The sequence below is a fragment of the Rhodanobacter sp. 7MK24 genome (assembly GCF_014842995.1).
In the GTDB taxonomy this organism is placed as follows: domain Bacteria; phylum Pseudomonadota; class Gammaproteobacteria; order Xanthomonadales; family Rhodanobacteraceae; genus Rhodanobacter_A.
Genome location: NZ_JACYXL010000001.1, coordinates 401,578 through 414,800, shown reverse-complemented (window position 1 = coordinate 414,800; position 13,223 = coordinate 401,578). Strand labels below are relative to the sequence as shown.

Sequence of the window (13,223 nt, the reverse complement as noted above, 5' to 3'; positions counted from 1 at the left end):
TTCAGCCGTACCGGCGCAGCTGCCGCACCGCCAATGCAAAGAACGCGGCGGCGAAGCCGGCCAGCACCAGCACGTGGGGCAGCACCGGCTCATGCACGATACCCGCCGCGACCAGCGCGATGCGGTCAAGGTGATAGCTCGGCCACACCGGCGCGAATTGCTGCAGGGTCTTGGGCAGCATCGACAGCGGGAACCACAGCCCTGACAGGAAGGACATCGGCAGATAGACCAGCTGCAGCATGCCGGGCGCGCCCTGCCCCTTGATCAAGGTGCCCACCAGCATGCCCAGCGCACAGAACGGCAGTACGCCCAGCATGCCGGTGGCGAGCAACGCCGCGACCTGCGCCGGTGCCAGCACCACGTGCGCGAGGCCCATGGCCATCGCCAGCAGCATCAGCACCACCACCGCGGCTGCGCCCATCGCCATCAGCATCTTGCCCAGCAGGTAGGCGCCCGGCGGCATCGGCAGCGCGCGCTTCCAGGTCAGCAAGCCGCCGTCCCGCTCCAGCGACAGCGACACGCCGAAGCCGAACAGGCCCGGACTCATCACCCCGAAGACGCTGTAGCTGGCCAGCAGGTAACGTGCTGCATCGGCGCCTTCGGACTTGCCCATCAGCACGCCGAACACCAGGTAGAACAATCCGGGAAACAGCAGGATGGGCAGCAAGAAGCCCGGTGCACGCATATAGCGCAGGCACTCGCTGCGCGCTTCGGCAAGGTAGGCGCCGAGCACGCGGCGCGGCGGCATGACGGAAGTGACGGCCGGCGATGCGGCGACAACGGCAACGGTGTTCATCAGGCGGCCTCCTGCTCGACGGTGGTTTCGCGGGTAAGTTCGGTGAAGGCCTCGGCAAGGCCCGCGCGCTGCACTTCCAGTTCGCTGAGGGCAGGATCGGCGTCGAGCAGCCGGCGCACCACCGTCTCGGCTTTGGCGGTGGCGATCCACAGATGGCCGTTCTCGCGCGTCGCGGATGCCACGCCCGACCATGCGGCGATCGCCTCCGCATCGAGGTCGCTCACGCAACGGATGCGGGTGAGCGCGACGCGCTTGCGCAGGTCGTCCACGCTGCCTTCGCTGAGCACGTGTCCCTGGCCGAGCACCACCACGCGCTGGGCCAGCGCCTCGGCTTCTTCGAGGTAATGCGTGGTGAGCACCACGGCGCAGCCCTCGGCGACCAGCGCGCGCATGGCCGACCAGAGCTTCTGCCGCGCATCGATGTCCATGCCCACGGTGGGTTCGTCGAGGAACAGCAGCTCGGGTCGTCCGCACAGTGCCAAGGCGAACTGCACGCGCCGCTGCTGGCCGCCCGAGAGCTTGCCGTAAGGCCGCAGCAACAGGTCGGCGATGCCGGCCAGCGCGGCGGTTTCGTCGAAATCACGCGGGTTCGGGTAGTAGCTCATCGTGAGCCGCAACAGTTCGCCCACGCGCAAGGTGGGCGGCAGGTTGGCGGCCTGCAGCATCACGCCGATGCGACGGCGCGCCTCGATGCGTTGCGGGTCGAGTCCGAACAGTTCGGCGCGGCCCGCATCGGGACGGATCAGTCCCAGCAGCAGGCTGATGCTGGTGCTCTTGCCGGCGCCGTTGGGGCCGAGCAGGGCCAGCAGTTCGCCTCGCCGCACGGCGAGATCCACGCCATCCAGCGCGGTTAGTGAGCCGTAGCGTTTCGCGGCGGCGGCGAGTCGGGCAACGATGGTGTCGGTCATGGCTTTTCCTCCGTGCTGCACACAGTAGACAGCGGACCCTGACAACCCCAGTCGCCGCCGTCAGCCATCACGCGTGACAGGCGTCACCCGCCTGCAAGGTGTTGCAGTGCAAGGCGTTTTGCTGCAGCCAGGGGGTACCGGGCCACCTGCCCGGCAGGTTATCCTTAGGGTTCGTGGATGCGCGCTGCCGCCAAGCCGGATCACCCCGCCGCGCATCACGCAAAACACGTCGGCCTGCTTCGCGCTGGGTGCGGGGCGCCGACGGATTTCGAGGAGAGCACCATGGGTTTGATCGATCAGCTGCGCGAACTGCGCGAATTCGGCGGCAAGCCGCGCACCACCGGTCTGGACGACGCCAGCATCGAGCGCATGGCCGCAACCGACGCCATGCTGGGCGAGGCCGTGGCCGCCGCGGTGGCTCGCCACCGCGAACTGCGCGCCGAGCTGGGCGATTTCCTGAAGCTGGACGAGTCTGCGCAACTGGCGCAGGCGCAGGCCGGCTTCGTCAACTTCTATCCCGACGACGCGATCAATCCCTACCTGCCGGCTGCCGCGCGCGGCCCGTGGGTTGTCACGCTGAAAGGCGCGGTGGTGCACGACAACGGCGGCTACGGCATGCTGGGTTTCGGCCACAACCATCCGGCCATCGAGGCCGCGCTGGCCCGCCCGCAGGTGATGGCCAACGTGATGACGCCCAGCATTGCGCAACTGCGCCTGGTGCAGGCGCTGAACCGCGAACTGGGCCAGAACCGCGGCAGCAATCCGTATGCGCACTACCTGTGCCTCAACTCCGGCTCGGAGTCGGTGTCGCTGGCCTGCCGCATCGCCGACGTCAACGCCAAGCTGATGACCGACGTCGGTGGCCGCTACGCCGGCCGCACTATCAAGCGTCTCGCGGTGAAGGGCGCCTTCCACGGCCGCACCGACAAGCCGGCGCTGTATTCCGATTCCTCGCGCAAGACCTACCAGCAGCACCTCGCCAGCTATCGCCACGAGGACAGCCTGCTGACGGTCGAGCCGTACAACATCACCCAGCTCGAAGCCGCGTTCGCCGACGCCGACAAGCATGGCTGGTTCATCGAGGCGATGTTCCTCGAGCCGGTGATGGGCGAAGGCGATCCGGGCCGCGCGGTGACGCCGGAGTTTTACGCCACCGCACGCAAGCTCACCGAAGCGCACGGGACCCTGCTGCTGGTCGACTCGATCCAGGCCGGCCTGCGCGCGCACGGCGTGCTGTCGCTCACCGACTACCCCGGCTTCGAGAAGCTGCCCGCGCCGGACATGGAAACCTTCTCCAAGGCGCTCAACGCCGGCCAGTACCCGCTGTCGGTGCTGGCGGTGAGCGAGCGTGCCGGCAACCTGTACCGCAAGGGCATCTACGGCAACACCATGACCGCCAACCCGCGCGCGCTGGATGTGGCGCTGGCCACGCTGGGCGAGCTCACTGACGGGGTGCGCGCCAATATCCGCGAGCGCGGCAAGGAGTTCGTGGACAAGCTCAACGCGCTGAAGGACGAGCTGGGCGGCCTGATCACCAAGGTGCAGGGCACCGGCCTGCTGTTCTCCTGCGAGCTGGCCCCGCAGTTCAAGTGCTACGGCGCCGGTTCCATCGAGGAATACATGCGCGAGCGCGGCATCGGCGTGATCCACGGCGGTGTCAACTCGCTGCGCTTCACCCCGCACTTCAACGTCACCAGCGCCGAAGTGGACCTGGTGGTCTCGCACGTGCGCCACGCCCTGCTGGAAGGCCCGCGCAAGAGCGAAAGCAAGGCTGCCTGACTGGCGTGATGCACACCAGCGCCCACCGCCGACCGAGCGGTGGGCGCCAAGCCTACGCCTGTCTTCCGCCGTTCAGCTTCAATGCTTCCTCCGCAGCGATAGACTGCGCACGCCGGCAGCCGCCGGTCACCTCGGGAGGAATCATCATGACCTTGCGTTTCAGCCAGATCGCCGCCTGCGCCGTGCTCGCCTTTGCCACCACCGTCGCGTTCGCCGCCACTCCGCAGGCAGCCACCGCCACCGGCAAGACACTCACCCCGCAGCAGCAGCGCATGAGCGACTGCAACAAACAGGCTACCGGCAAGAGCAGCGCCGACCGCAAGACCTTCATGAGCTCCTGCCTCAAGGGCGAAAGCGCCGCCGCGGCGCCGACCGCCAAGGCCACCCAGCAGGAAAAGATGAAGAGCTGCAATGCCGACGCCAAGACCAAGGCGCTCAAGGGCGCCGATCGCAAGACCTTCATGAGCTCCTGCCTCAAGGGCGATGCCGCCGCAGCTCCCGCCGCCGCGCACTGAAGCCGCCGCACCGTTCCATCCAAAGCGCCGCCGCAACAAGGCGGCGCTTTGTTTTTGCGATCATCCTTGATCGCGAGAATCAAACGGGCGGCCATCCATGGCCGCACTCTTCAGAAAATGCCGCCCGAAATCGCTCCATGCGATTCTTGTAGGTAGGCGCACCCTGTGTGCGAATGCTTTTGCTCTGATCCAGCATCAAAGCCATCGCGCACGGGTGCGCTCCTACGCGTGCTCCGCGGCTATGCTTGGACGATGAAAATCGTCGAAGTCCGCCACCCGCTCATCCAGCACAAGCTCGGCCTGATGCGCCGTGCCGGCATCAGCACCAAGGAATTCCGCGAGCTGGCCGGTGAAGTCGCCGCCCTGCTTACCTACGAGGCCACCAAGGATCTGGAGACCGTCGAGGAGCACATCGAAGGCTGGGCCGGCCCCCTCGTGGTGCATCGTATCAAGGGCGCCAAGATCACCATCGTGCCCATCCTGCGCGCCGGCCTCGGCATGCTGCCGGGCGTGCTGGACATGATCCCCGCTGCCAAGGTCGGCGTGGTCGGCCTGCAGCGCGACGAGCAGACGCTCAAGCCCATCGCCTACTACGAGAAGCTCACCGGCCGCATGGACGAGCGCATCGCGCTGATCGTCGACCCCATGCTCGCCACAGCAGGCACCCTGGTCGCCACCGTGGACATGCTCAAGGCCGCCGGCTGCACGCGCATCAAGGGGCTGTTCCTGGTCGCCGCGCCTGAAGGCTTGAAGCGCGTCGAAGCCGCGCATCCCGACATCGAGATCTACACCGCCGCGATCGACGAGCGGCTCAACGAGCACGGCTACATCCTGCCGGGGCTGGGCGACGCGGGCGACAAGATCTTCGGCACCAAGCAACTGCCGGGCTGAATGCGAGAACCCAGGGGAGCATTCGACTTCATCGTGGTGGGCGCCGGCCCTGCCGGTTGCGCCACCGCGACGCGGCTGGCCACGCTCAAGCCGGATGCCAGCGTGCTGCTGGTTGAAACCGGCCCGGCGAAAAGCGGCATGCGCTCGGACGTGCCGCTGGGCATCGCCACCCTGGTGCCATTCCGCAATGCGCGCAACTACAGCTACCGCACCGTGCCGCAGGCAGGCCTCGGCGGCCGGCGCGGCGTGCAGCCACGTGGACGCGGACTGGGCGGATCCAGCCTGATCAACGCGATGATCTACATACGCGGCCAACCCGAAGATTACGATGACTGGGCGCGGCTTGGCGCCACCGGCTGGGCCTGGCGCGACGTGTTCCCCTACTTCCTGCGCAGCGAGCACAACACGCGCGGCGCCGATGCCTGGCACGCCACCGGCGGCCCGCTGACAGTGAGCGATCTGGCCAGCCCCAGCGATTGCACCCGCGCCTTCATCGAAGCCGCTGCTCAATGCGGTCACTCCTTCAATCCGGATTTCAACGGCGCCAGCCAGGAGGGCGTGGGCGCCTACCAGGTGTTCCAGCAACATGGCCGCCGCTGGAATGCAGCACGCGCCTACCTCACCGCATTGGCACCGAAGAATCTCACCGTGCTCGCGGAAACCCCGGTGGCGCGGGTGGCGATCGAAGACGGGCGTGCCACCGGCATCGCCTGCGCGAACGGCGGCAGTTATGCCGCACGCGCCGAAGTGGTGCTTGCCGCCGGCGCCTTTGGCACGCCGCAGCTACTGATGCTCTCGGGCATCGGGCCGGCCGCACACCTGCGCGATCTGGGCATCGCGGTACATCGCGACGCCCGCGACGTGGGTGCCAACCTGCAAGACCACGTGGATTTCGTCATCAGCCGCAAGGTCGACGACCGCGGTCTGTTCGGCACAGTGCCAGGCATCCTGCCGCAGGTGCTGCGCGCGATCGGCCCGTTCCGGCGCGGCACCGGCCTGCTTACCAGCAATGTGGCCGAGGCCGGCGGCTTCCTGCGTACGCGAGCGGAACTGGCACGGCCCGATATCCAGTTGCATCTGTGCATCGGCATCGTGGACGAGCACAGCCGACGCCTGCATGCCGCACGCGGCCTGTCATTGCACACCTGCGTGCTGCGTCCGCATAGCCACGGCAGCGTGCGCCTCGCCAGCGCCAATGTGCGTGCGGCGCCGCTGATCGACCCGGCCTTCCTGAGCGATCCGCGCGACATGGAGACGCTGCTCGCAGGTGTGGGCCTGGCCCGCCGCATCCTTGCGGCGCCCGCCTTCGCGCGCTACGCGGGGCCGGCGTTGTACGACGCCGAGACGGACGACGAAGTCCGCCTGCGCGAAATCATCCGCCGGCATGCCGACACCATCTATCACCCGGTGGGTACCTGCCGCATGGGCAGTGATGCGAATGCCGTGGTCGATCCCGAACTACGCGTGCGCGGCGTGGCCGGCCTGCGCGTGGCCGACGCCTCGATCATGCCGACGCTGATCTCCGGCAATACGCAGGCCGCCTGCGCGATGATCGGCGAGCGGGCGGCGGAATTCCTCGCGGGCGGCTGATGCCTCCTCAGCTGCGACCGAAGCGATCGGTGGCCTCCACCAGTTCGTGGATATTCCCTGGCTCGAACGCCGAATGCCCGGCGTCCTGCACGATGCGCAGGTCTGCTTCCGGCCACGCGCGGTGCAGATCCCAGGCGCTGCGGATCGGGCAGACCACGTCGTAGCGGCCCTGCACGATCACGGCGGGGATCTTGCGGATGCGATCGACGTTACGCAGCAACTGATCGTCGTGCGCGAAGAAGCCGCCGTTGACGAAGTAATGGCATTCGATGCGCGCGAAGGCCAGCGCGAATTCGTCCTCGTCGTGCGCGCCGATGCTGGTCGGATCCTGCTGCAGATAGCTGGTGGAACCCTCCCACACCGACCACGCCCGCGCCGCGGCGACGCGCACGGCCGGGTCGTCGCTGGTGAGGCGGCGATGGTAGGCGCTCATCAGGTCGCCGCGTTCGGCTTCGGGAATCGCCGCGAGATAGGTTTCCCAGGCGTCCGGGTACAGCGCGTCGCAGCCCTTCTGGTAGAACCACTCCAGCTCCCAGCGGCGCAGCATGAAGATGCCGCGCAGCACCAGTTCGGTGACCTTGTCCGGGTGCGTCTGCGCATAGGCCAGCGCCAGCGTGGAACCCCACGAGCCACCGAACACCTGCCAGCGGCCGATGGCCAGGTGTTCACGCATGCGCTCGATGTCGGCTACCAGATCCCAGGTCGTGTTCTCGCGCAATTCCGCATGCGGGGTGGATTGACCGCAACCGCGCTGGTCGAACAGCACAATGCGGTACACCGCCGGATCGAAGAAACGCCGACACTTGGGATTGGTGCCACCGCCGGGGCCGCCGTGCAGGAACACCACCGGCTTGCCGTCCGGATTGCCGCACTGCTCGTAGTACAGCGTGTGCAACTCCGAGACCTTGAGCATGCCGCGGTCGTAGGGTTCGATTTCGGGGTACAGCACGCGGCGTTCCTGCGTCATGGACATGCTCGGATTACTAACATTCCAAAAGGCTAACACGGCGACCCGAGGCAACGGACCGTGCGGCGCATTGTCCAGTCATGCACACGCTATCGCGCCGCCCTTTTCATCTGGGAAGCTGGTGCCTTCCTGCCAACCAGAGCCCCCGCATGCAACCCAAATACGTCCACCTGCCTCGACTGCTCGCCCTTGTCCTCGCCTTCATCGCACCAATGGCCATGGCGACATCGCAACCAGCGGACGTCCATGCAGCGCTGCAAGGCAAGTTCGACGCGCTGTCCAGGCACGCGCAACCCGGCGTGTTCGGCATCGTCGTGCTCGACCCGCAGAGCGGCGAGCGCTGGCGCGTCAACGCCGACCGCGCCTACCCGATGATGAGCGTGTTCAAGGCGCCGGTCGCCGCTGCGGTATTCGCGCAGATCGACAGCGGCAAATTGTCGATGGAACAAACCGTCACGCTGACGCGCGCGGATGTGGTCGGCGGTTCCGCCGTGCCATCCATCGGCGCGCACTTCCATGGCGAACGGATGACGTTCACCGTGCGCCAACTGCTCGCGGCAGCCGTCAAGGACAGCGACAACACCGCCGTCGACGCCCTGCTGAAGCTGGTCCCGCCGCAGGAGGTCACCGCGTTCCTGCGCGCGCACGGCATCACCGGCATGCGCGTGGACATGGGCGAGGCCGGCTTCGACCGCGTGTTCGAACAATTGGCGCCCGGCCAGCAGCCGCCGGCGAACGAAACGGCACAAGCAGAGGAGTCGCGCCTGCAACGCGGCTACCGTGCCTATCTCGCCGATCCGCGCAACCGCACTACGCCGGATGCCGCCGCGGACTTCCTGCGCCAGTTGCAGCGCGGCGCCCTGCTCTCGCCGTCATCGACGCACGCCTTGCTCGCACTGATGCAGGCGCAGACGCAACCGAACCGCATGCGGCAGGGCTTGCCCCACAACGTGCAGTTCGCGGACAAATGCGGTACGTCCTACACGCTGGACGGGCTGACCGCCGCCTACAACGACATCGGCATCCTGACCTGGCCTAATGGCCACAGCGTGATCGTGGCGGCTTTCCTCACGACCTCGCCCGCCTCGAAGGACGAACGTGATGCGCTGTTCGCCGACCTGGCACGCACGGTCGCGGACACGCTGCATCCCTGAGCGTTCATTCCACCTCGAACAGCTTGCCCGGATTGAGGACGCCATTCGGGTCGAACACCTTGCGCACGCCGCGCATCAGCGCGATCTCCGCTGCGCTGCGCGTGCTGTCGAGGTAGGGCCGCTTGACCAGGCCGATGCCGTGTTCGGCGGAAATGCTGCCGCCGTGCTCCTTCAGCGTGGCGGCCAGCAGCTTGGTGACGTGCTCGCACTGCGCGATGAAATCCGCATCCGCCATGCCTGCCGGCTTGAGCACGTTGATGTGCAGGTTGCCGTCGCCGATGTGGCCGAACCACACCACCTCGATCTGCGGATACTCGCGCGCCAGCAGCGCCTGCATCGCGTGCAGGAAGGCCGGCACCGCGCCGATGCGCACCGACACGTCGTTCTTGTACGGCTTGTGCGGTGCCAGGCTCTCGGTGATGCCCTCGCGCAGCCGCCACAGCGCGGCGGCCTGGGCCTCGCTCTGCGCGATCGTGCCGTCGACGATCCAGCCCTGCTCCATACCTTCGCCCAGCACCGCCAGTGCGGCGTCCTGCGCGGCTTCGTCCGGCGCGTCGAACTCGGTGACCACGTAATACGGATGCTCGCCGTCCAGCGCGCGCTGCGCGCCATGCGCCAGCACGTGTTTCAGCGCCACGTCGGTGAAGAATTCGAAAGCCTGCAGCGAGAGCTTCGCGCGGAACAGACCGAAGACCGCCAGCACCGCGTCCATGTCGGGCAGCGCCAGCAACATGGTCTGCGCGGGCGGCGGCGGATCGGTGAGCCTGAGCGTGGCTTCCACCACGATGCCCAGCGTGCCTTCCGAGCCGATCAGCAGTTGGCGGAAGTCGTAGCCGCTGGAGTTCTTCACCAGCGCACGGTTGAGGTCGAGCAGCTCGCCATTACCGGCCACCACCTTGAGCCCGGCGATCCACTCGCGCGTGTTGCCATAACGGATCACCCGGATGCCGCCGGCATTGGTAGCGATGTTGCCGCCGATGGAGCAGGAGCCGCGCGCGGCGAAGTCCACCGGGTAGATCAGCCCGTGTTCGCGCGCCGCCATGTGCACCGCCTCCAGCGGCATGCCCGGCTGCACGGTGAGCGTGCGGTCGGCGGCGTCGAAGCCCAGCACGTGGTTCATCCGCTCCAGGCTCAGCACCAGCTCGCCGTTCGCCGCCACCGCACCGCCGGAAAGCCCGGTACGACCGCCGGAGGGAACCAGGGCCACACCGTGCTCATTGGCCCAGCGCACGATGCCCTGCACTTCCTCCACCGTGGCCGGCAGCGCGACGGCCAGTGGCGCAGGCGTCCAGCGACGCGTCCAGTCGCGACCATAATGCTCGAGGTCGCCGGGCTCGGAAAGCAGGCGCAGCCCGGGCAGGCGGCGGGCGAGATCGTCCAGGGCGGTGCTCATGAGGTCTCCGTTGGATTATCAGGAGCCTGCGCGGCAGAAATCATCCGGGCTGCAAAGCCCGCCGTGCGGTGCATATTTCCGCCGCTTCTTGGCCCATAGAACCACTACGGGCCGGCGAACCGTCGAAAATCAGCCTTCGCACCGCAGGCTTTTCGCCTCGGATGTTTCCACCACGCAGGCTCCTTGCGTGGCGTTCGGACGTCCAAACGGCGACGTGCTGCGTTGCCGCAATTCTGGCATAGTAGCAGTTCATTTCGCGCCGGAGCCCCCATGAAGACCTCGTTCCCTCGGCAAGACATCAAGGTGCTGCTGCTGGAGGGTGTGAGTCGCACCGCGGTGGAGGTTTTCGAGCGGGCGGGCTACAGCAACATCGAATACCACCTGAAGTCGCTGCCCGAGGCGCAACTGCTGGAACGCATCGCCGACGCCCACATCGTGGGACTGCGCTCGCGCACCCAGCTCAATGCCGAAGTGCTGCGCCACGCCAAGCGGCTGATCGCGGCGGGCTGCTTCTGCATCGGCACCAACCAGGTCGACCTGGGCGAGGCGGAGCGGCTGGGCGTACCGGTGTTCAATGCGCCCTACTCCAATACGCGCAGCGTGGCCGAGCTGGTGATCGCCGAGGCCATCATGCTGCTGCGTGGCATCCCGCAACGGAGCGCGCAATGCCACCGCGGCGGTTGGAGCAAGTCCGCCGCCGGCAGCTACGAGGCGCGCGGCAAGGTGCTGGGCGTGATCGGCTACGGCCACATCGGCACCCAGGTGGGTGTATTGGCCGAAGGCCTGGGCATGCGCGTGATCTTCCACGATGTGGAGACCAAGCTGGCGCTGGGCAACGCGCAGGCCGCGGCCAGCCTGCACGACCTGCTGCAGCGCTCCGACGTGGTGACCCTGCACGTGCCGGAAACGCCGGCCACCAAGCTGATGTTCGGAGCGACGGAAATCGCCGCGATGCGCAAGGGCGCGGTGCTGATCAATGCCTCGCGCGGCAGCGTGGTGGAGATCGACGCGCTGGCCGAGGCATTGCGCTCCGGGCACGTCGCCGGCGCCGCGGTGGACGTGTTCCCGGTGGAACCCAAGGGCAACGACGATCCGTTCGTCTCGCCGCTGATCGGCCTGGACAACGTGATCCTCACCCCGCACATCGGCGGCAGCACGCTGGAGGCGCAGGACAACATCGGCATCGAGGTCGCCAGCAAGCTGGTGCGCTACAGCGACAACGGTTCCACCCTGTCCGCGGTGAACTTCCCCGAAGTGTCGCTGCCGGAACACCCGAAGAGCCGGCGCCTGCTGCACATCCACCGCAACGTGCCTGGCGTGCTGTCGCGCATCAACGAGCTGTTCTCCGCCGGCAATATCAACATCGACGCACAGTTCCTGCAGACGGACGCGGAGGTGGGCTACGTGGTGATCGACGTGTCGGCCGACGAAATCCAGGCCAATGCCTTGAGGGACAAGCTCGTGGCCATCCAGGGGACGTTGCGCACCCGCGTGCTGTATTGACGACGCGCCGCCGTCTGGCAGCGCAGGGCCTGCCGCCCATGCCGGGGGCGATGCTCAAGCCGCAGCTTCGATCTGCCGATAGCCGAGTGTCCTGTCCAGCTTGGGTATTGCCATGACGTTCCGGTTACGCGACTTGCGCATCGCCCTGCGGCTCGGCCTGCTCGGCTTCGTGATGCTGGTGGCCACTGCCGTGGTCGGCTTCGGCGGGTGGCAGGGCCTGGAACGCACCCACGAACTGCAGATCCGCGCCACCCACACCGCCACCGCCTTCGCTGCCGCCGTGGACACCGCGCGCGTGGCCCAGGTCGATTTCAAGAAGCAGGTGCAGAGCTGGAAGGACACCCTGCTGCGCGGTGCGACCCCCGAGGCATTCAAGAAGTATCACGACCAGTTCGGCACCAGCAGCCAGGCCGTGGACCGCGACCTTGCCTCCCTCAAGCAGCAGATGACCACGCTCGGACTGGACAGCCGCGGCGTCGACGCCGCACTGTCTACCCATGCCGAGCTGCAGAAGCGCTACGAGGACGCCCTGCAGAAGTACAACGGCAGCAAGCCGGAAAGCGTGCACGTGGTGGACGCCCTGGTGGCCGGCATGGATCGCCCGCCCACCGACGCCATCGATGCGCTGGTGGCCGGCATGAAGGACCAGGCCGCGGCCGAGGGCCGCAGCATCGATGCGGAGAGCGAGGACGCCTACCGGGGTGCCTGGCACCTGCTGGCGGCGGTAGTGTTCTGCGCGCTGGTTGCCTGCACGCTGCTGATCTGGATGCTGGCATACAGCATCACCATGCCGATCCATCGCGCGGTGAAGATGGCCGAGGCCGTGGCCGACGGCGACCTGCGCACGCGCATCGAATCCGCCAGTCGTGACGAGACCGGCCAGTTGCTGGCCGCCCTGGATCGCATGAACCGTCAGCTGCTCCAGGTCGTCGGTACGATCCGCAAGGGTTCGCACGAGATTTCTTCCTCCACGAACCAGATCGCCAGCGGCAACCACGATCTTTCTTCGCGCACCAGCGAGCAGGCTGCAGCGTTGGAGGAAACCGCCGCGTCGATGCAGGAATTCACCGAGAGCGTCAATGCGAACGCCATGCGTGCGCAGCAGGCCGCCCAGTTGGCTGCCGGGGCATCCAATGTGGCGCGCGAGAGCGGCGCCGCCATGAGCGAGGCGGTCAAGGCGATGGAGCGCGTCCAGGACGTCTCCGGCCGGATCAACGAGATCACCGAAACCATGGCGAAAATCGCGACCCAGACCCATATCCTGGCGATCAACGCATCCGTGGAAGCGGCCCATGCCGGCGAGGCCGGCAAGGGGTTCAACGTGGTGGCATCCGAAGTGCAGTCGCTGGCGCGCAGCTCGCGTGCGGCATCCGACCAGATCCGGGCGTTGATCGAGGAATCGATATCCATCATCGACGGCAGCACGCAGAGGATCGGTCATGCCGAAGCTATGGTCGGCAAGCTGCTCGGAAGCGTGGACGAGGTCGTCGATACCGTCAATTCCATCGCTCTGCAAAGCCGCGAACAGGCGACCGGCATTCAGCAGGTCAACCAGGCGGTGAGCCAGATGGACGAAGTCACGCAGAGCAACGCGGCGCTGGTGGAGGAAGCCGCCGCTGCGGCCGAGGCCGTGCAGTTGCGTGCCGGATCGCTGGTCAGGAGCGTGGCTTTCTTCAAGGTGGACGAGGAAGAGGAGCTGGCGGAAGCCGCCTGAACTACCGGGCGGT

General features: G+C 67.2%; 11 protein-coding genes. 7 read left to right on the top strand and 4 right to left on the bottom strand.

Annotated elements, in window-relative coordinates:
- Position 1: 1 nt before the first annotated feature.
- Positions 2-796, bottom strand: a complete 795-nt coding sequence (locus IHE49_RS01855; RefSeq protein ID WP_192154373.1) for an ABC transporter permease — start codon at positions 794-796, stop codon at positions 2-4.
- The gene (locus IHE49_RS01850; protein WP_192154371.1) at positions 796-1,704 is read right to left on the bottom strand and encodes an ABC transporter ATP-binding protein; all 909 of its coding nucleotides are present in this window, start codon (positions 1,702-1,704) and stop codon (positions 796-798) included. Before IHE49_RS01850 ends, IHE49_RS01855 begins: the two co-directional genes overlap by 1 nt.
- A gap of 282 nt (positions 1,705-1,986) precedes the next feature.
- On the opposite strand from IHE49_RS01850, the gene IHE49_RS01845 reads away from it, so the two are divergent.
- The 4 genes from IHE49_RS01845 (at position 1,987) to IHE49_RS01830 (ending at position 6,479) form a co-directional block, all read left to right on the top strand.
- Complete coding sequence (locus IHE49_RS01845) at positions 1,987-3,483, top strand: aminotransferase class III-fold pyridoxal phosphate-dependent enzyme (protein WP_192154369.1); 1,497 nt, start codon at positions 1,987-1,989, stop codon at positions 3,481-3,483.
- A 146-nt stretch (positions 3,484-3,629) separates the two neighbouring features.
- Positions 3,630-3,998 carry a PsiF family protein gene (locus tag IHE49_RS01840; protein ID WP_192154367.1) on the top strand — a complete coding sequence of 123 codons (369 nt, stop codon included), beginning with the start codon at positions 3,630-3,632 and terminating at the stop codon, positions 3,996-3,998.
- A gap of 252 nt (positions 3,999-4,250) precedes the next feature.
- Positions 4,251-4,889, top strand: coding sequence for a uracil phosphoribosyltransferase (upp, locus tag IHE49_RS01835; RefSeq protein WP_192154365.1), 639 nt, complete (start codon positions 4,251-4,253; stop codon positions 4,887-4,889).
- Positions 4,890-6,479: an FAD-dependent oxidoreductase gene (locus tag IHE49_RS01830; RefSeq protein WP_192154363.1), complete on the top strand. Its 1,590-nt coding sequence runs from the start codon at positions 4,890-4,892 to the stop codon at positions 6,477-6,479.
- Between the two features lie 7 nt (positions 6,480-6,486).
- On the opposite strand, the gene pip is transcribed toward IHE49_RS01830, so the two are convergent.
- Positions 6,487-7,446, bottom strand: coding sequence for a prolyl aminopeptidase (gene pip / locus IHE49_RS01825; RefSeq protein ID WP_192154361.1), 960 nt, complete (start codon positions 7,444-7,446; stop codon positions 6,487-6,489).
- Between the two features lie 149 nt (positions 7,447-7,595).
- Between pip and bla the strand changes: the two genes are divergently transcribed.
- Entirely contained in the window at positions 7,596-8,600 is a 1,005-nt protein-coding gene (gene bla / locus IHE49_RS01820; RefSeq protein WP_192154359.1) for a class A beta-lactamase, read from the top strand.
- 4 nt (positions 8,601-8,604) lie between these two features.
- Here the strand turns inward: bla and IHE49_RS01815 are convergent, their stop codons facing one another.
- The gene (locus IHE49_RS01815; protein ID WP_192154357.1) at positions 8,605-9,993 is read right to left on the bottom strand and encodes an FAD-binding oxidoreductase; all 1,389 of its coding nucleotides are present in this window, start codon (positions 9,991-9,993) and stop codon (positions 8,605-8,607) included.
- 270 nt (positions 9,994-10,263) lie between these two features.
- On the opposite strand from IHE49_RS01815, the gene serA reads away from it, so the two are divergent.
- Positions 10,264-11,496, top strand: coding sequence for a phosphoglycerate dehydrogenase (gene serA / locus IHE49_RS01810; RefSeq protein WP_192154355.1), 1,233 nt, complete (start codon positions 10,264-10,266; stop codon positions 11,494-11,496).
- Between the two features lie 112 nt (positions 11,497-11,608).
- The gene (locus IHE49_RS01805) at positions 11,609-13,210 is read left to right on the top strand and encodes a methyl-accepting chemotaxis protein (protein WP_192154354.1); all 1,602 of its coding nucleotides are present in this window, start codon (positions 11,609-11,611) and stop codon (positions 13,208-13,210) included.
- The last annotated feature ends 13 nt before the right edge of the window (positions 13,211-13,223 follow it).

Bases quoted from the DNA above. Each gene is read 5' to 3' on its own strand.
- IHE49_RS01855 (WP_192154373.1), bottom strand. From the start codon at position 796: ATGAACACCGTTGCCGTTGTCGCCGCATCGCCGGCCGTCACTTCCGTC.
- IHE49_RS01850 (WP_192154371.1), bottom strand. From the start codon at position 1,704: ATGACCGACACCATCGTTGCCCGACTCGCCGCCGCCGCGAAACGCTAC.
- IHE49_RS01845 (WP_192154369.1), top strand. From the start codon at position 1,987: ATGGGTTTGATCGATCAGCTGCGCGAACTGCGCGAATTCGGCGGCAAG.
- IHE49_RS01840 (WP_192154367.1), top strand. From the start codon at position 3,630: ATGACCTTGCGTTTCAGCCAGATCGCCGCCTGCGCCGTGCTCGCCTTT.
- upp (WP_192154365.1), top strand. From the start codon at position 4,251: ATGAAAATCGTCGAAGTCCGCCACCCGCTCATCCAGCACAAGCTCGGC.
- IHE49_RS01830 (WP_192154363.1), top strand. From the start codon at position 4,890: ATGCGAGAACCCAGGGGAGCATTCGACTTCATCGTGGTGGGCGCCGGC.
- pip (WP_192154361.1), bottom strand. From the start codon at position 7,446: ATGACGCAGGAACGCCGCGTGCTGTACCCCGAAATCGAACCCTACGAC.
- bla (WP_192154359.1), top strand. From the start codon at position 7,596: ATGCAACCCAAATACGTCCACCTGCCTCGACTGCTCGCCCTTGTCCTC.
- IHE49_RS01815 (WP_192154357.1), bottom strand. From the start codon at position 9,993: ATGAGCACCGCCCTGGACGATCTCGCCCGCCGCCTGCCCGGGCTGCGC.
- serA (WP_192154355.1), top strand. From the start codon at position 10,264: ATGAAGACCTCGTTCCCTCGGCAAGACATCAAGGTGCTGCTGCTGGAG.
- IHE49_RS01805 (WP_192154354.1), top strand. From the start codon at position 11,609: ATGACGTTCCGGTTACGCGACTTGCGCATCGCCCTGCGGCTCGGCCTG.